At 37.3% G+C, this 18,812-nt stretch carries 16 protein-coding genes; 9 read left to right on the top strand and 7 right to left on the bottom strand.

The features are described 5' to 3' along the window. The first annotated feature begins 46 nt into the window (after positions 1 to 46). Positions 47 to 925: a hypothetical protein gene (locus ABMA78_RS06820; protein ID WP_392858320.1), complete on the top strand. Its 879-nt coding sequence runs from the start codon at positions 47 to 49 to the stop codon at positions 923 to 925. A gap of 30 nt (positions 926 to 955) precedes the next feature. Here ABMA78_RS06820 and ABMA78_RS06815 read toward each other — a convergent pair whose 3' ends face one another. The 5 genes from ABMA78_RS06815 to ABMA78_RS06795 form a co-directional block, all read right to left on the bottom strand. After that, positions 956 to 2,068, bottom strand: coding sequence for a hypothetical protein (locus ABMA78_RS06815; RefSeq protein ID WP_392858318.1), 1,113 nt, complete (start codon positions 2,066 to 2,068; stop codon positions 956 to 958). Positions 2,069 to 2,090: 22 nt separating this feature from the next. Next, positions 2,091 to 3,044, bottom strand: coding sequence for a hypothetical protein (locus ABMA78_RS06810; RefSeq protein WP_392858315.1), 954 nt, complete (start codon positions 3,042 to 3,044; stop codon positions 2,091 to 2,093). Positions 3,045 to 3,090: 46 nt separating this feature from the next. Further along, complete coding sequence (locus ABMA78_RS06805; protein ID WP_392858312.1) at positions 3,091 to 5,139, bottom strand: DUF4105 domain-containing protein; 2,049 nt, start codon at positions 5,137 to 5,139, stop codon at positions 3,091 to 3,093. Between the two features lie 133 nt (positions 5,140 to 5,272). Continuing rightward, positions 5,273 to 5,557 carry a hypothetical protein gene (locus tag ABMA78_RS06800; RefSeq protein WP_392858310.1) on the bottom strand — a complete coding sequence of 95 codons (285 nt, stop codon included), beginning with the start codon at positions 5,555 to 5,557 and terminating at the stop codon, positions 5,273 to 5,275. Between the two features lie 74 nt (positions 5,558 to 5,631). Then, a complete protein-coding gene (locus ABMA78_RS06795) occupies positions 5,632 to 6,240 on the bottom strand; it encodes a TetR/AcrR family transcriptional regulator (RefSeq protein ID WP_392858308.1) in 609 nt (202 codons plus the stop codon). 266 nt (positions 6,241 to 6,506) lie between these two features. On the opposite strand from ABMA78_RS06795, the gene ABMA78_RS06790 reads away from it, so the two are divergent. The 3 genes from ABMA78_RS06790 (at position 6,507) to ABMA78_RS06780 (ending at position 10,104) form a co-directional block, all read left to right on the top strand. After that, positions 6,507 to 7,160: a lysophospholipid acyltransferase family protein gene (locus ABMA78_RS06790; RefSeq protein ID WP_392858305.1), complete on the top strand. Its 654-nt coding sequence runs from the start codon at positions 6,507 to 6,509 to the stop codon at positions 7,158 to 7,160. Positions 7,161 to 7,315: 155 nt separating this feature from the next. After that, positions 7,316 to 9,022 carry an ABC transporter ATP-binding protein gene (locus ABMA78_RS06785; protein ID WP_392858304.1) on the top strand — a complete coding sequence of 569 codons (1,707 nt, stop codon included), beginning with the start codon at positions 7,316 to 7,318 and terminating at the stop codon, positions 9,020 to 9,022. A gap of 107 nt (positions 9,023 to 9,129) precedes the next feature. Then, complete coding sequence (locus ABMA78_RS06780; protein ID WP_392858302.1) at positions 9,130 to 10,104, top strand: YheT family hydrolase; 975 nt, start codon at positions 9,130 to 9,132, stop codon at positions 10,102 to 10,104. 29 nt (positions 10,105 to 10,133) lie between these two features. On the opposite strand, the gene ABMA78_RS06775 is transcribed toward ABMA78_RS06780, so the two are convergent. Further along, a complete protein-coding gene (locus tag ABMA78_RS06775; RefSeq protein ID WP_392858301.1) occupies positions 10,134 to 11,279 on the bottom strand; it encodes a trypsin-like serine peptidase in 1,146 nt (381 codons plus the stop codon). Positions 11,280 to 11,470: 191 nt separating this feature from the next. Then, positions 11,471 to 12,400, bottom strand: coding sequence for a hydrogen peroxide-inducible genes activator (locus ABMA78_RS06770; protein WP_392858298.1), 930 nt, complete (start codon positions 12,398 to 12,400; stop codon positions 11,471 to 11,473). Between the two features lie 66 nt (positions 12,401 to 12,466). On the opposite strand from ABMA78_RS06770, the gene ABMA78_RS06765 reads away from it, so the two are divergent. The 5 genes from ABMA78_RS06765 (at position 12,467) to ABMA78_RS06745 (ending at position 18,800) form a co-directional block, all read left to right on the top strand. Beyond that, on the top strand, positions 12,467 to 13,876 hold the full coding sequence (locus ABMA78_RS06765; RefSeq protein WP_392858296.1) for a sodium:solute symporter: 1,410 nt from the start codon (positions 12,467 to 12,469) through the stop codon (positions 13,874 to 13,876). A gap of 61 nt (positions 13,877 to 13,937) precedes the next feature. Continuing rightward, entirely contained in the window at positions 13,938 to 16,271 is a 2,334-nt protein-coding gene (locus ABMA78_RS06760) for an NADP-dependent malic enzyme (RefSeq protein WP_392858293.1), read from the top strand. 16 nt (positions 16,272 to 16,287) lie between these two features. Continuing rightward, positions 16,288 to 16,674 (top strand): Rid family detoxifying hydrolase, encoded by a 387-nt coding sequence (locus ABMA78_RS06755; protein WP_392858290.1) that lies wholly within the window; start codon positions 16,288 to 16,290, stop codon positions 16,672 to 16,674. A 13-nt stretch (positions 16,675 to 16,687) separates the two neighbouring features. Then, positions 16,688 to 17,326 carry a YdcF family protein gene (locus tag ABMA78_RS06750; protein ID WP_392858287.1) on the top strand — a complete coding sequence of 213 codons (639 nt, stop codon included), beginning with the start codon at positions 16,688 to 16,690 and terminating at the stop codon, positions 17,324 to 17,326. A 19-nt stretch (positions 17,327 to 17,345) separates the two neighbouring features. Then, complete coding sequence (locus ABMA78_RS06745) at positions 17,346 to 18,800, top strand: leucyl aminopeptidase family protein (RefSeq protein WP_392858285.1); 1,455 nt, start codon at positions 17,346 to 17,348, stop codon at positions 18,798 to 18,800. Positions 18,801 to 18,812: the final 12 nt, after the last annotated feature.

Genomic DNA, 18,812 nt, shown 5'->3' with positions numbered 1-18,812 from the left:
TTACGACTCGATAATATTTATATTAAATAAATTCAGGGAGGAAGAGATGAAACAAGTTCTATTAGTCGTGATTATATCTTTAATCGCATTTGCATCGGAGGCCAACCTTGATTCATTCTGTGCTTCTAAAAAGGGCGATACTGGCCATTACAAATCGGGAGATAATTACTATATTTTCAAAGGGCCATTTCTTTATAAATTCGAAGAGGAACAAATTAGGTTAATCTTTTCAAAGTACGAGATTCGTTCTGTTAAAGAGTATAAAGGTAAGCTCTACATCCTAACACCAGATTATGTTTTTGTTCATAGTCTTAACGATTACGAGTTCGTCACAAGCTTTCCATCAACAAACCAACATATAGCAAAGAAGCATCAAACTGCTCAAGATATGACTATCATGGATGATAAACTCTTTATCGCTCATGGCTCCCTTGGACTAATTAAAATTGATCTTACTGCTTACAGTATTGAATCAATTCACAATTTTGATCTTCCACATGACCCAAGCCAAGTATCCACTGCAACAGGGATCGACAACGATGGAGAGAAGCTCTTTGTTATGCTCGATAATATTACCTATAATTTTTCAACAAAGAAGAGGGCCTTTGAAGGACTTGTGATCTTAGATGATAATATGAATCAACAAAAGGTCATTTCGATTCGTCAAAGTAGAGAAGCACTACATATGCCAAAGGCAGTCATTCATGACGGATACTTAGTTTCAAAAAATATTCAAAATTTATATTTTTATAAGATCAGTGACTTTGGAAAGGCCAAAACTCTTTGGCCAAAAAGAAGACTCTTTGATTTTGCTGGTGATGATCTCGCATCAACTCCTGCAATTATTGATGGGAAAGTCTATGGCTGTTTTAATCAATATGATGGAATTAATTTTAAATACTTTCACAGAGAATTTAAGTTATAAAAAAAGCCTAGGTTATCCTAGGCTTTTTTATTATTTTAATCCGTATAACGATTCTAATTTTTGATCGAGCTCCGGTACTGTCAACTTCATCTTAATATAAGTATCAATTAAGTTGTCATTTAGAAGCAGATTTAAGTCTTCACCATTTTCAAGCTGTTCATTGATATTGTGGCGAATCAGATCACGTAACCCCTCCAGCCCTTCAATATCACCTCTTTCAATCATGGCCTCAACTTGTGCTCTTTCTTTTCTATTGAAATCAAAAAGATGTGAAATCCCAGAAGTTGCCTGAGAAACGAGGTAGAAAGCGGCCCCAACACCTTCGGATGTTAAAGTGATTCCTTTACCAGTGTACTCTGTCCCCTTCTCAAGATTATCAGCACCAATTAAAAGCTCAGTTAACTTAGATGATTCAACGCTTGCTTTCTCAATTAGTTCTAAAATTTCTTCTAGAGTCATTCCAGTAATATCGATTGGCTTCTCAAGAACTTTTGATAGAAACTCATTAAGGTCAGTTAGTAACTCACTCCCCTTAGTTGTTCCATCGATTGCTAGCTCGATTATTCTTTCAATATGAGTCATTCTCGTGGCCTTTAAAAGAAGATCTGCAACCTCTTCAGTGGCCATTGTTGAAATATCAAGAGGCTTTTCAAGAACTCTTGATAGAAATTCATTGATATCAGTTAATAGCTCGGAAGCTTCAGATGTTCCCTCAAAAGCAAGATCAAGAATCTTAATTAAAAACTCTTCTGTCTTTTCTGAACTAGGCTCTAAATAGACATAGATCTTTCTTGAAACCTCAAGGGAAGACTTCGTCGCCTTGCCTGAGACTTCAAAAACCATAGCAATTCCGTCTGCAGTTAGACGGAATGCTGGTTTTGAAAACTCTGAGAGATTAACAATTTCTTTAGCAACTTTTTCCGAAGCACGATATGAAGATTGAAGACCTTTAGAGATTAGGGCCTCTAACTTCTCACGAGTAAAGTCCGCAACCTTAATCGTTTGTCTCGTTGTACTCTTACCTGCATCATAAATTGCTTCTGAAACTTTGGAAGAAGCATCGAATGCAGCGTCTCTAATATCGGCTCCTACTGCGTGAAGAGATAAGAGAGTGAGAAGAATTGTCGTAGTTGTCTTTTTCATTATTAATCCCTTTATAATTTAATTATTTTACAATTTGGTTACCGTAAATTTCTTCTAATTTAAGATCTAGATTAGGAACCGATAGTCTAAGCTTGATATAAGTATCAATAGCATTGTCATCAAGAAGTCTGTTTAGGTCTTCACCATTTCCAATCTCTTCGTTGATATTGTGTCTAATTAGATCACGTAGACCAGCTAGTCCTTCAACGTCTCCTCTTTCAACCATTTGCTCAATTTGCTCTCTTTCTTTTCTGTTGAAATCAAATAATTCAGATATACCTGTTGTTGCTTGAGAGACAAGATAGAATGCAGCTCCAATCCCATTTGAAGTTAGAGAGATTCCTTTTCCTGAGTACTCAATACCTTTTTCTAAGTTTTCTGCACCTAAAAGAAACTCGGAAACTTCAGAAGACTTCTCGCTTGCTTTTTCAATTAGCTTAAAGATTTCTTCAACAGTCATTTTTGTTACATCAATTGGCTTCTCTAGTACTCTTGAAAGGAATTCATTGATATCAGTAAGAAGCTCAGAAGCTTCTGACGTTCCTTCAAATGCAAGTTCAAGAAGTTCTGTTAGGAACTCACCTGTTGCATCAAGAGTTGGCTCAAGGAAGATATAAATTTTCTTAGATACTTTTAAAGTTTGCTTCGTTCCCTTTCCAGAAATTTCAAATACCATAGCAAGGCCATCAGCAGTAAAACGGAAAGCTGGCTTAGAAACTTCAGATAGTTTAACGATTTCTTTTGCTAGCTTTTCAGAAGCCTTATAAGATGACTCTAAGTTCTTTGAGATAAATGCCTTTAGGTGCTCACCTGTGAAGTCAGCAACTTCAACAGTTTTATCAGTTGCACTCTTACCTGCATCATAGATTGCTTCAGATACTTTTGAAGAAGCTCCAAGAGTTGCATCTCTTACTTCAATAGCGTTTGCTTGAAGTGCGATTAGTGTCATAAGAGTAGCTGTAGTAAGTCTTTTCATAATTTTCTCCTTTTTTGTTTTTGTTTTCTTTTTTAATAAATTGTTATTAGTTATATGCTTTCATTGAAATTATTCTTGCTTGATCACGAATATTTCTAATCAAATCGAGTAGTCTTGCTAGGTCCTGAACCTCTTTTTCATAATTACTTTTCACGTCTTCTAGAAGTTGATTTTCAATCTTTTCTAGCTCTGCGCTTTTTACATTGTGTCTATCAAAGTCAGAGTCTTTTAAGACTAATGGAATTCCGTAGCTTGAATCATTGGCCTTCACACGGCTAGATTTTCTCATTTCATTCCATTCTTGGATTCTTTTACCAAGAGGTGTTTCTTCTTCCATATTCTTGTCTAGAAAGTTCCCTACCTCTTCATCTATTGAAGACTGTTTAATCTTAAAGATTGCACCTGTTAAGATTGAAAGATCATTCAGCTTTCCTTCAACATCAACTGTTTCACTAAGTTCATTTAATTCTTCAAATTTAGAAAACAGACGATCAACATCAAATTCTTCTAAGATATCTTTAATAAATTTTTCTCTTTTTACTGTCTTATACTTGTGATCACGTCCAGGAACACGACGTCTTCTAATGTTGTAGTCCGACGCTTCAACTCCAAATAGAGACGTCTTCACTTCTTTAAGAAGCTCGATATCACTCGGAAAGAACATTCCTTTCTTTTGTGCCTTCTCAATATTTTCTAAATCTTCTTCTTTTGAGAATTCACTTTCTGTAAACTTATCAAGTAGAGAATAAGGTAAGATTACTCTCTCATAAGCAAATTCATTATTTGGCAGAGCTGATTGAAATAGCTCATTTGACTCTGATGCACAGTTATTAGTGATAAACTTATAATCACCCTCATACTCCCAATAAATTTCTAAAACTTTATTGATGAAGTCTGTCTTTTGTTCTTCTGATAGATAAATTGGTTGGCTAATAAGATCTCTTAACTCTCCACCGTTATACTCATTGATAACCTCAGGAAAAGAAAGCATGAATAGAACAGAGTCATATCCACCTAGAACACCTTTTAACATGTCACTTTTGATATCAGTTACATTTGCACGGTAAGATAGAACGACGTGATAAAGCTTATCTTTTAAACACTTCTCATCCACCTTCTTTCTAAAAGGAGCACAAAGAACGATACGAAACATTGAGTGACCAAATCCAGAAATCATTGAGTCACCTTTAGAAGCTAGTAAGTAATCAACTCGATAAACACGACTTGGATCAATATCCCTAGTTACCTTTAGGTCATCTAGAACGATCTCAGAAAAGATCTTACAGTCGTAATTAGGAAATGGAATATGGTTAAGTAGTTCGCTATAGAACTTGTAGTAAGATGGCCTTCTACACTTATACTCTTTGTCCATTAGGAAGAACTCAAAGTTAACAGCGTTATGCTCTTTTAAGTTTTCAAATTCATAGGCATCAACAGATCGCTTCGATGAAAGGTTCTTTGTCTTCTTAGAGAAGAAGCCTTTCTTCCAATTCGCAAGTTTATAGAATGAGAATAATCCACTAATTGAGTTCTTATTTGTATCCTGAGAAAGAATGGCACGACACTCATCACTTAAATGATTGCGCTCTTCTTTTTCCTTACGACAAACTCTTGCTTTTTGCTTATGCTCTTTTGTTCTAACTTTCTTTAAGTCATATAGGTGTGCAAGCTCGTGTAAAATAGTCGCTTGTGCTTTTCTTACATAATTCTTATGCCCACAATCAAACTGTTCAATACTTTCATCACCATTGATAATTTCTTTGATAAATAGAGATGTAATTTTAATCTCATCGCGATTAAAGTAGCTCACGCTTCCGTACTTTACAGGTACTGATTCGTTACAACGATCTTTTGGAAAGCTTCTAATATTTTTATTCTCTTTGAAATCAGAAAAAGTAACTTCAACTTCTTCACCGATGGCATCTCTTACAGAAGCAGGAATTTTCTCATCAACCTGTGTGATAAACACTTCTAGAGTTTTAACAAATTCTTTTGGAACACTATCTTTATTAAGCTTAAGAACTTGCCCGCTATAAGCAAATGTCGCCCCTGTTAATAAAGTAGTCAGTAAACTCTTGAAAATTAGGTTTCGCATAATATTCCTTAAACAGTTGTACAAAGTTTGTTCAGCAATTAAGTCCATAGAAGGCTGAAACTTCGTTCAATTTCTTTTATTTGGAATATTATGTTGCAATAGGGATGCCAGTTTAGAATTGGTTCACTTAGTATTAGTAAAGACGAATTCGATCACTCTTTAAAGTGCTTAGTTCTTCACCACAAATATTGATTGGTGCTTGTCCCCCTGGCCCTAGTGGTACCGTCTCTAAAAGGGTTCCCTCGACATCTCTCTCATCAACGTGTCCACGGCATTCAATTGCACTCGTTGTATATGAGATAACTTTATACTGGTAAATACTTGCAGGTGCTCTTAGAGGAGAATCGACTCCCTCATTAAAGCAAGACAATAAGAGAATGATAAAGAATATGATTGAGAATATTTTCTTGAAGGACATATTCTCTATTTCGGACAATGGACGATATGAGCAGACTTAATTAAAGTAAAAAGGGAGCAACTGCTCCCTTAATATTAATTCGAATTAAGTCCACCTAGTAAGTGGCGCGAAGTGAAGCGTATATAATCAATACTCTCCTCTGCCCCAAAAGAAGAAGTGTAAGCATGAAAGCTTGATAAGAAGTGATGCCAAAGCATTCTTCTAAAGCCTTCTTCCTCTTCAGTGCGAATAATAATTCCAGCACTTCTAAACAGCGGCTGCACCCACCCCCAATAAAGATCAACGATCTGTGGAGTCAACCTCGCGGCAACAGAGTCACTATCGGCCATATTTTTAGTATTATAAGCAAGAGATAAAAATTCATCAGCGATATTCTTATGAATCATTAATTCTTGAAAAATCGCTTTGTAATTATTTGCAAGGTTATCTGCGTTTGATTCATTTTCTTCAACGCGGAAAGGCTTGTTCGTAATTGCAGAATTTAAGTTTTCTCTAAATAGACTGAAGATGACATCCTCTTTCGACTTAAAGTAATTATAGTAAGTTCCAATCCCCAATCCACACACCTGGGCCAATTCTCGCATTCCTACTTCATCAACCCCTTTTTGAGTAAATAATTCCATTGAGTTCTTCAGAATCATTTCTCTCGTTCTCTGTTTCTTGATTTCTCGTAAACCTGCCATAACACCTCCTTCATGGTCAGCGTAGAACAAGTAGCTCCCGAGCTAATTGGTCGAGAACTCTTTCTATTTTGATCATAGTCGATTCATGGATGACGCTCATCTTAATTAAGTTAAAAGATGGTAATTCGTAGGTAAAAATTTAGTCAGCTGATCTTCATCATTGCCCATTATATGGACTTTTTGAGAGATTATTGTCTAAGTTATAAACACAGTTTTTTTTAAATTGCTTAATTTACGAAGAATCTTAATTTTGAGATAATGATTAAATGTCTATATTATTAAAATTAGTTCCTACATTAGTTTCTTGGTACCTAAGATTTGTTAAATTCACATCAAAAGTTATTGTTCTAAACCCAGAGAACTTAGATCTTGCTAAAAAAATGGGAAAGCATGGTAACTACGCTTTAGCTGTATGGCACGAGCACTATCCTACTTCTGTCTTAACAGAGCTAGACAGTGGATTAGTTACAATGGCCTCTCAGTCAAAAGATGGAAGCCTTGCCGCAGATACAATTTCCAAACTTGGCTTTACGCCAACTCGTGGCAGCTCTTCACGCGGAGGGGCCAAGGCCTTACAATCCATGATTGAGCAAATCAATGAGAAGAGACTTAACTCTGCCATCACTGTCGACGGCCCTCGTGGACCAAGCTATGTTCCCAAAAAGGGAATACTTGTCGTTAGTCACGAATGTGAAGCTCCGGTTCTTTGCATCCAGTCAATATCAACTCGTCGTTTTTGTATTAGCAAGAGCTGGGACAAAACGAAGATCCCAAAACCATTTGGGCGCATTTATGTTGCCTATGGCCGTCCATTTCAGGTAGAAAACCTAAACAATGACTATTTAAAAAGCTATAGTGAGCAAATTGTCACAACGCAACAAGGCCTTACAGAGCAAATTCGCAAGCATGTAGAATACTAAGTAGTTGAAATCATATTGAATTGTCGAGATTTTTTGATGAATTAAGTCGTGAAATAATGTGTCGTTAGTGGTACAAATTTAAGTTACTATTAAGATTTCAAAAAGATTTTATTATAATTAAGAATTGATCAATATTGTTTAAAAAGTGAGATGCTATGGCAGAGAATATGCTAGAAATTAAAAACCTTACAGTTGAATTTCAAACAGAAGATGAAAGAGTTAAGGCCGTAAAAAGCTTAAACCTAAGTATTCCTAAAGGAAAAACTGTTGGGCTTGTTGGTGAATCTGGTTCAGGTAAGTCAGTAACATCTTTAGCAATTATGGGACTTATTCCTAATCCTCCTGGAAGAGTTAGCGAAGGTGAAATTCTATTCAATGGTGAAGACCTAACAAAGGCTTCTAATGAAAGAATGAGACAACTTCGTGGTAATAAGATTGCAATGATCTTCCAAGAGCCAATGACTTCTCTAAACCCTGTATTCACAACTGGTAATCAGATTGATGAAGTTCTTATGCTTCACCAAGGAATGACTAAAGAGGAAGCTCGTAAGAGAACAATCGAATTATATGAAGAAGTTGGTATTCCTTCTCCTAAAGAATCAGTTGATAAATACCCACACCAAATGTCAGGTGGTCAAAAGCAGCGTGTAATGATTGCGATGGCAATGGCATGTGAGCCGGAACTTCTAATTTGTGACGAGCCGACAACAGCTCTTGACGTTACAATTCAAAAGCAAGTTCTAGAACTAATGTTTGATCTTCAAAGAAGACACAATATGAGTATGCTTTTCATCACGCACGACCTTGCAGTTATTGCAGATATTGCTGATGAAGTTGCAGTTATGTTCAGAGGTGACCTAGTTGAGCAAAATACAACAAAAGCACTTTTCGAAAATCCAAAACACCCATATACAAAGGGTCTTCTAGCTTGTCGTCCAAGTCTAGATGAGAACCCAGTAAGACTTCTTACTGTTGATGACTTCCTAAATGCAAAAGAAGATATCGATGTTTCAAGCCTAGAAATGAAGAAGCCAAGACCAATTAGCGAAGAGAAGAACCCAATTCTTCTTGAAGTTAAAAACTTCAACAAGCACTTTCCTATTAAAGGTGGAATCTTTGGTCGTACAGTTGATTGGTTTAAGGCCGTTGACGATGTAACTCTTCAAGTAAGAAAAGGTCGTACTCTTGGTCTAGTTGGTGAGTCAGGTTGTGGTAAGACAACTCTAGGTCGTACAATCCTTAGACTTCTAGAGCCAACAGCTGGTGAAGTAATTTACGACGGTGTTAACGTAACTAATTTAAATAAAACACAAATGAGAGAGATGCGTGAGAGAATGCAGATCATTTTCCAAGATCCATACTCTTCTCTAAACCCACGTATGACTATTGGTGATATTGTAACTGAACCAATGGTTATTCACGGAATCGGTGGAACAAAGAAAGATAGATATCAAGTAGCTGCTGACCTTCTAGAAAAAGTAGGTCTAAAAGGTGATCACCTTAACCGCTACCCACACGAGTTCTCTGGTGGACAACGTCAAAGAATCTGTATCGCCCGTGCTCTTTCTCTTAAGCCAGAATTTATTATCTGTGATGAGTCAGTTTCGGCACTAGACGTATCTGTTCAGGCACAAGTACTTAACCTACTTCAAGATCTTCAAGATGAACTAGGTCTTACTTATATCTTCATTTCACACGACCTATCTGTTGTTAAGTATATCTCAGATGAAATCGGTGTAATGAACAAGGGTAAAATCGTTGAGTACGGTCCAGCACAAGACGTTTATCAAAATCCAAAAGATGAATACACGAAGAAGCTTCTAAGTGCTATTCCAAAAGGTGTTCCAAAAGAACTACTTTAATTAATTTTCTAAACTAAATTTTAGATAAATTTATAAGAAAGGAGGTCGACGACCTCCTTTTTTTATTTTCACTTTTTGCGTTATAATGGAGGAATGGAGGAAACGAAATGCCTGTAATCGAATCAAGCTATACTTGTCATCAGTCTCTACAAAATGGTCACCTACAAACGATCATTCCATTCTTTATTAGAAGAACTCCAAAACACAAATTTGAAAAGAGAACCCTAACAACACCAGACGGTGACTTTCTTCGCTATTATAAATCATCAACAGACTCTCCTCTTGAGAAAAAACACCTCATTATCATCTCGCATGGACTAGAGGGTAACGGTCGTGATCGTTATATTGTTGATATGATGAAGAAGTTTAACTCTCAAGGCTATGACGTCATCTCATGGGATATGCGATCATGTGGAGGTGCCCTTAATCGCACTCAAAAGTTTTACAATGCTCAAGACTATCACGACTTAAAATTTCTCGTTGATAGTGTTTCTGAAGACTACGATCATGTTTCACTAATGGGCATAAGTCTTGGCGGCGCTATCACCGCAAACTACCTTGGACGACACCCGGAGGTCGTAAATCATAAGGTTTACCGTGGCTTTATTCTGTCTTCACCTATGGACTTAAATGGTTGCTCGGTGAAATTGAAAACTGAAATATCACGTCATATCTATCGTCATGTCTTTGTTTACTCCATGAGAAAGAAAGTTATTGAAAAGGCCAAGCTCATGGAGCTACCGGTAGACCTGAACAAAGTAAAAAACATTAAGCATATTGATGACTTTGACGAGTATGTTACGGCCCCTATTTACGGCTATCGCGATGGTTACCACTATCGTGAAGAGGCTTCACCTATCTCTCACTTGGAAAAAATTCGCGTCCCATTCTATATCCTGAATGCTTACGATGACCCCTTCTTATCGGAAGAGAGCTATCCCTACGAGTTAGCAAAAAGAAAAAGTAATATCTATCTTGAGGTTCCAAGAAACGGCGGCCATGTGGGATTTATAAAGTCCCCTTCAGAAGAATATTATTGGTATGAACAAAGAATTTTAGATTTTTTAAAAATGAAGATATAAGAAAGGCCTCCGATTGGAGGCCCTGTTATTTATTTTTTAAATTGAACTTTGTATTTTGCCTTGGCCCCTTTATAACCAAATACCTTGATATAGTACGTATTAGAAGAATTCACTCTTAATCTCACGGCCTCATTGTCACTTGAAGATTCTTTACGAGATACAACTTTGTAACTTGATCCCATTTTCTTTAAAACTTCAAAGTCTAGATCACCTTCGCTGTGAGAGAAGAAGATTCTAAAGTCTAAAACTTCACCAGCCTTCATTTCGGCCTTGTAGAAATCAACATCATCTTCACTATCGATTTCAACATTCTGAGAAAATCCTTCGCCTAAATCTGTTGCTGTTTCGGCAGTATTATTGTCAGAACTTGGCTTATCAGTTGAATCACTATCATCTTGATCTTGCGCTAATACACTTGGGAAGTTTTCTAAGATGAATGGAACAATTCGACTCATTGAAACTGCACCATTATAAACTCCGCGTCCTCCCCATCCGCCGTAGCCAGCGTGGTGGATAGCATATACCTTATCAGAGTCTGCATTGAATACTGGTGAACCAGATGATCCTCCTAAAGTATCAGCATCGTATAAAACATCTCCTCTAAGCCCTACAACCTTCCCTTCAGAAACTTTTTTCGTCCAGTCACAGTTGTAGTCAGTATAGTAATCACAATTTTGGTGGATAACATAAACGCTATCTCCCTCTACTGGCTCTGTTGTATCTAAAACAACTTTACCGTAAGTCTGACCAGGAGTGCCCTCACACTTTACAAGTGCAAAGTCTAATTCCTCATCATTACCGATGAACTCGTCACATGTGATCTCACCTTGGTTTGACTTTGAAACACCTTTTTCATGTTTCATAAAAACTTTCATTCCCACAACATCAGCTGCACTTGTGATACAGTGATGATTTGTCATTAGAACGTTATCTGAGATTAAAAAACCAGTACAACGGCCAGTGTTTGAAAATTGAATGTCAGCTACCGCTTTTGAATTCTTTCTAACATCTGAAGAGTCATCAAAGGCTATAACTTCTTGCCAGTTAACATCACCAACAATGATTGAGCCTGTTGCTACATCTGTATTCGTTGAAGCTGGAACACCTTTTCCACATGAAACTGTTAAGAATGTGGAAACAACTACTAATAAAAACATGGAACTTCTTACTGACATTACCCTCTCCTCCAATCTTCCTTATGGAATCTTTCAAGCTCTTTTGTGAACTTGTTGATTGAGTAATTTATAGAAAAATAAACATGATATAAGAACCGAGGTGTCTTTTTTATAGGCCCATAATGCCTAAAGTTAAGCAAATGTAAGAAATGAATTAAAAATTACAACAAACAGCGGTGCTAAAATGTCACTTAATCAATAGGAATTATTGAAACATCGGCATTTTTATAACTTTTAAGCTCTTTTGGGATTACCTTGAGAATCATACTTTCCAGCGCATCAATAACCTTCTCTTTGTAGAAGATTCGGCCGTAAACTATTGAAACTTCACGAGTTGGCACCGGAGGTGTAAATGAGCGAATCATTTTCTTTCGAACACCTGTTAAATCAAGCATATCGAGGTGAGGAATAATCGTATATCCACTATCCTTGGCCACAAGGTTCTTAATTGTTTCCAGAGATCCACTCTCAAAGTGTTGAAAGCCTTTAACTTTCTGACAAAGGTTTAAAACCTGGCCACGTAGACAATGGCCTTCTTGAAGAAGCCAAAGTCCGTCTTTGTCTAGGTCAGAGTAATCTAATTGGCTCTTGTGATAGAGTTCGTGATCTTTTGCAATGAAACCATAGAGTGGTTCATAAAATAAAACTCTTTCAACGAGCTGATTATTATGAAGTGGCGTGACAAGAAGACCTGCATCTAATTCGTCACGATCTAGTTTTTCAATAATTTCATCAGTCGTTCTCTCTTCAATAATAAGATCAACTTTTGGAAATTCTTTTACGAAGCGGCTTAAAAAAAGTGGAACGAGATACGGTGCTAAGGTTGGAATGACTCCAAGCTTGAACTCCCCTTCAATACCGACGATTGGATCGCTTGCAATATCTTTTAATTTTTTAAATTCTTTATTAACTACTCTTGCTTGCGCAATGAAAGTTTCACCTTCAATTGTTGGAACGATTGGATTCTTAGAGCGATCAAATATAACAAAACCCAAACTATCTTCTAGCTTCTGTATTTGCATACTCAATGTTGGTTGAGAAACATGACACTCTTCAGATGCCTTTCTGAAGTGACGGTGTTTATCGACTGCTAATACATATTCCAGTTGAGTTATTGTCATAACAAGAGTTCCTGAAGGTTGATTTATAATTTCTATACTATATCATACTTCATAATCGGAGACTATATGAACAACAGCATTGATTTATTTCAAAGTCTATCATCTTTAGACTTATTTATATTTTTTGCCATCTTAGGCTTAACTATTGCCAGTGTAATTTACGGCCAATATCGCATGAATAAATCCACAGAAAAAGAGTCATTTCTCGATCTTCTAATCATGGGAAGAAGGCTTACACTACCTCTTTTTGTCGCGACACTTGTTGCAACTTGGTACGGTGGAATCTTTGGAGTAACTGAGATTGCCTTCAACCAGGGGATTTACAACTTCATCACTCAAGGTGTTTTCTGGTACATCGCCTATATTATTTTTGCTTTCTTTCTCATTGATAAAATTGAGCCTTATCACGCAGTTACTCTACCAGATCTAGTTGAAAAAATGTTTGGGCCACGCTCAGCAAAACTCACTGCAGTTTTTAACTTCTTCAATGTTCTCCCAATTGCTTACGGAATTAGTTTAGGTATTTTTCTGCAATTAATTTTTGGAGGCTCACTATTACTTAACACAAGTCTTGGAGTTGGATTCGTTGTTCTCTACTCAATGTGGGGCGGACTGAGATCAGTTGTATTCTCCGATCTCATTCAATTCTTTGTGATGTGCCTTGCAGTTGCTTTAGTTCTAGGATTCTCTTTCTTTGAATTTGGTGGCATCTCTTATTTAAAAGCAAACCTACCTGAGTCCTACTGGTCTTTGACAGGTAAGAACTCATTAGCAACGACTTTTGTCTGGGGCTTTATTGCCCTATCAACTCTAGTTGATCCAAACTTTTATCAACGCTGTTTTTCGGCTACAAGTGGTGAAGTTTCAAAGAAAGGTATTTTAATCTCAACTTTCATCTGGTTTTGTTTTGATATCTGTACGACGTTTGGAGCGATGTATGCAAAAGCCGCGATACCAGATGCCCAGAGCGCGCATGCTTACCTAACATATGCAATTCAAATCCTGCCTCATGGACTGAAGGGATTTTTATTAGCTGGGATTCTTGCCACAATCTTATCAACGCTCGACTCATACCTATTTATCGCAGGAACAAACTTGGCCTATGACCTTGCACCTAAGAAATACAAAGGTCGTATTTGGATTCATCACTTCGGAGTTATTTTTGTTGCCGTTTTAACTGTGATTATGTCTGAATACTTCCAGGGCAATATAAAATCTGTTTGGAAGACTCTTGGATCATTTTCTGCATCATGTCTATTGCTGCCAGTCGTCTATGGTTACCTCTTTCCGAAACGAATTAGTGATAACCAGTTTGTGACGGCCTGTTTGGTGGGTGTTGTCTCAACGGCCACGTGGCGTCATATTTCAAAAGCTGGCTTCTACGCCAATATCGATGAGCTCTATATTGGTATTATTGCAACAAGTCTAACTCTGTTCATTTATCACCTAATTAGGGATAAAAAACTAGTCGGATAAGGGGCAACAAGTGTATCCTTTGTACTTAATTTCGTAGGATTTTAAGTTCAAAGGATTACATATGACTGATAATAAAAAAGTCACGGACAAATCGAGCGCGGATGCTCAAAAAATTGAAAAAGCACTAAATTACCACTCAATGGGACGCCCTGGAAAAATCGAAGTTGTTGCAACAAAACCATGTTTAACAGCATCTGATTTAACAAAAGCATACTCTCCAGGTGTTGCTCACCCATGTCTAGAAATTGCAAAGAACCCAGATGATGTTTACAAGTACACTGCAAAAGGAAATCTTGTTGCGGTTGTTTCAAACGGTTCAGCTGTTCTTGGTCTTGGAAATATCGGAGCCGCTGCTGGTAAGCCAGTAATGGAAGGTAAAGGGATTCTTTTCAAGCGCTTCGCCGATATCGATGTTTTTGATATTGAAGTTGAAGAATCAACTGTTGATGGAATGGTTAATGTTGTTAAGGCACTTGAGCCAACTTTTGGTGGTATCAACCTTGAAGATATTAAAGCACCAGAGTGTTTTGAAATCGAAAAACAACTAATCGAAAAAATGGATATTCCAGTTTTCCACGATGACCAACACGGTACTGCAATTATTGCAGCAGCAGGTTTCATCAATGCTCTAGAATTATCTAAAAAGAAAATTGATAAAGTAAAAGTAGTATTCTCTGGTGCAGGTGCCGCTTCAATGGCATGTGCTAAGCTTTTCTTCCACCTTGGAGTAAAGCCAGAAAACTTAATTATGACAGATTCTCGCGGTGTTATTTATAAAGGCCGTGAAGATGGAATGAACAAATACAAGGAAGAGTTTGCAAACGAAACAGATGCAAGAACTCTTGGTGATGCAATGGTTGATGCTGATGTATTTATCGGTTGTTCAGCTAAAGGTGTTTTAACAAAAGACATGGTTAAGACGATGGCAAAAAGCCCTATCATCTTTGCTATGGCAAACCCTGATCCAGAAATTCTTCCAAGTGAAGTTGAAGAAGTTCGTGATGATGCAATTATGGCAACAGGACGCTCAGACTTCCCTAACCAAGTTAATAACGTTCTAGGCTTCCCTTCAATCTTTAGAGGAGCACTTGATGTTCGCGCACGTAAGATTAATGAAGAGATGAAGCTTGCTGCAGTTTACGCTCTTGCTGAACTTGCAAAAGAAGAAGTTCCTGACGAAGTAAAACTTGCTTACCAAGGTGAAGACTTCAAATACGGAAAGAATTATATTATTCCAAAACCATTTGATACACGAGTTCTTGTGAGACTTGCTCCAGCTGTTGCTAAAGCGGCAATGGATACAGGTGTTGCCAGAATGAATATCGATGATCTTCAAGAATACTCAGAGCACTTAGCAAGTCGTTTATCGGCATCTGGTGCATTCATGAAAACTGTTCGTGACCGTCTAGCTTCACAAATTAAAGCGCGTGATGGGAAGAAAGTTAAAATGGTTTTTGCAGAAGGTGTTAACACAAGAATTCTTCATGTTGCTAAAACACTTGCAGAAGGTGATACAATTCAACCGATCCTACTTGGACACCCAGATGATATCAGAGCAAAAATCAAGTCTCTAAACTTAGAAGATGTTTTAGACGATAGCATTGAAATTATTCGTCCACGTAAGGCACCAAACTTCAAAGAATTCTACACTGAATACTGTGAAATGAAGCAAAGAGAAGGTGTTTCTCTTAATGCGGCCGAAGACTTAATGATCCAAGAGAACTTCTATGGTTCAATGATGGTTAAGAAAGGACTAGCAGACGCTTTTATTGCTGGACCAACTCTAAACTACAGTGACTGTCTAAAGCCAGCACTAAGTGTAATTGGAGCTCAAGCAGGTAAAAAGGCAGCAGGTGTTTTCATTCTAGTATTTAAAGACCGTGTTCTATTCCTAGCTGATACTACAGTACAACCAGATCCTTCAGCAGAAGATCTTGTTGAAATTGCTAAATCAACTCAGCATCTTTACAAGTCACTAATGAGACGAGAGCCAAGAATTGCTTTCCTAAGTTACTCAAACTTTGGGGATTCAAAACTTCCTGGTGCAAAGAAGATGAAAACGGCAACAAAGCTAGCTAAAGAAAAATACCCTGAGCTTAAGATCGAAGGTGAAATGCAAGCAGATGTTGCGGTAAACGCAAATATTATGGATCACCTATTTGACTTTAGTGAGCTTGGTGGTTCTGCAGATATTCTTATCTTCCCTGAACTTAACTCGGCAAATATCTCTTACAAGCTACTTGCTCAACTGAGTGAAGCTTCTGCTATTGGGCCAATTCTTGCTCCAATGAATCAGACAGTTAATATCATTCAAAGAACGGCTTCAATTAAAGAGATCGTTGACTCTTGTCGCTTAACGGCCCTTAGATCACTAGAAGAGCCAAAGCACGACTAATAGGAAGGATTATTATATGAGCTTTAAAAAGAATATTATTGCAACAGATAAGGCACCAAGCGCAGTAGGAACATACTCTCAAGGTGTTGAATATAACGGAACTTACTTCTTTTCTGGTCAAATTGGAATTGATCCTGCGACTAGCGAATTACAAGAAGGATTTGTTCCTCAACTAAACCAAATCATGAAGAATATTGATGGGCTTCTCGAGTCACAAAACCTAACTCGTGAGCATATCATCAAAACTTCAATCTTTGTTACTGACCTTGCTAACTTTGGTGAGGTTAATGCTGCTTATGAAGCTTACTTTACAGCTCCATACCCAGCAAGAAGCTGTGTTCAAGTTCCAGCACTTCCTAAGGGAGCTGTGGTAGAAATTGAAGTTATTGCAGCGAAAGGATAGATAATACTGTTTTATGTTTGATAAGAAGTATGTATTTGAAACAAAACAAACAAGATCTTGGAGAAAGGCCCTCGAGCTTTTCTCCAAGTTTGTTATTTTCATCCTAGGCTACTCACTTCTTTCTTACACCCTCATCCTCTACTCTCAAAATGAAAATGTTAAAACTAAAGAAACTTTCTATAAGAAACGACCAGATATTATCGTCGTCTTCACCGGAGACAGAGGCCGCATTCAAGAAGCAATTCGCTTAGCAAAAGAGTACAATCAAGAGAATATTCTCATTTCAGGAGTTCATACAAAAAATAATGTAAGTACTCTTATTCAAAGTCATCAAATCACTGATGAGATCAACCATGATTTTCTCGACATTGATTATAATGCGAAAAATACATATGAAAACGTATTAGAAACACTACAAGCTCTTCGTAAAAAGAGTAATATTGACTCAGTATTGATTGTGTCACACGACTACCATATTCTTCGAATCAAATCGATTATCGAATATCGTCGTCGCGAAAACGATCACTACAAGTTCTATTTCTGGGGAGTTAAGTCACCACTAAACTCTTTCAGAAGTCTTAAAATTATCTATAAAGAAGTATTTAAATACTTCAGAACACTTACTTACTTGGCCTTGGCCAGTGAAGATTAAAATTTAAATAGGAGGAATAATGAATATCGTTCCATCAATTATGGCAACTAAGAAAAGTGGCCCAAAAACACTTCGTTCAACAGTAACGAGAATTTACTTACTAACAGCTAGCGCATTAGAAGAAAGTAATATCACTCATTCTGAGCATATCCCTGAGTGGATCATTGGTAGAATTGGAGAAGAGAAAGAAGTTAGTATCCTTGGTAGTGAAGGCCCTATTATCTTCAAGGTTATTGAAGAAGTTAAAGCTGAAGAGCAACATTATAACCTGATTGCAGATAGTAACTATTCACTTGCAAGAGAGGCACTAGGATCTCTTGTTGGTCAGATTACAAAAGAAAGATCAAAGAAAGTAGAAGTTAATTTCTATGGACTTGATCAAGAAATGATTACTGGTGCAATCGTAGGATTAGAACTTGCCCTTTACCGTTTTAAAGAAGAGTTAAACTTTGGTGCAATCTCTTTCTTTAATGACGGAAAGAAAGTAACGAAGTCAACGGTAGACTCTGCTCTATCAATGGCACAATCAATTAATACAGCAAGGCACTTAGTTAACCTTCCTGCAAATATGCTAAACCCTGTAACTTATGCAAATGCTGTTAAGAAGTACTTTGCAAAATCAACAACAATGAAGGTTACTGTTTACGATGAGAAGAAGCTTGCCAAAGAAAATTGTGGGCTAATTCTAAGCGTTGGACAAGCGTCTGCGACTCCTCCAAGAATTGTTCACCTTAAATACAGACCTGCTGGAGCAAAAGGGAAACCTACTGCTATTGTTGGTAAAGGGATCACATTTGACTGTGGTGGACTAAATGTTAAAAGTGGCGCAGGTATGGGCGTAATGAAAAAAGATATGGGTGGTTCAGCAACTGTTATGGGCTTTGCGACTTGGCTTGAGAAATCAGGTGTAAAGAAGAAAGTTGACCTCTACCTAGCACTTGCAGAAAACTCAATTAACGAGCTTGCTTCTCGTCCTGGAGATATCTACACTTCTCGCAATGGCCTAAAGGTTGAAATTGGTAATACTGATGCAGAAGGAAGACTAGCTCTTGCGGATGCTATGGATATTGCAATCACTCAAAAAGAGAAACCTGAAGTTCTAATTGATTTTGCAACACTAACAGGTGCCGCAAAAGTTTCTATGGGTGATTTTGTTACAAGTATGTTTGCAAACGATGACGAGCTTGCTGACAAGCTTCTAAAGGCTTCTCAAAAGAATGGTGACCTTTCTTGGCGTATGCCTTTATATAGACCTTACTACAAAGGTTTCAAATCGAATTTTGCTGATATGAATAATATGTCTAAGGTAAAAGGTGGTTCAATTGGTGCAGCTCTTTTCCTAGAGAAATTCATTGGTGACACTAAGTGGGCACACTTTGATATCTTTGGTTGGACAAGTGGATTTAGACCATCACTTGCTCAAGAAGGTGGTTCTGGTCAAGGTGTTGAAACTTTAATTGGATACTTTAAGTAAGAAATAAAAAAG

Origin of the sequence: Halobacteriovorax sp. RZ-2, from assembly GCF_043196685.1 — a bacterium.
Classification (GTDB): Bacteria; Bdellovibrionota; Bacteriovoracia; order Bacteriovoracales; family Bacteriovoracaceae; genus Halobacteriovorax_A.
This window is presented reverse-complemented; position numbering and strand designations above follow the sequence as displayed.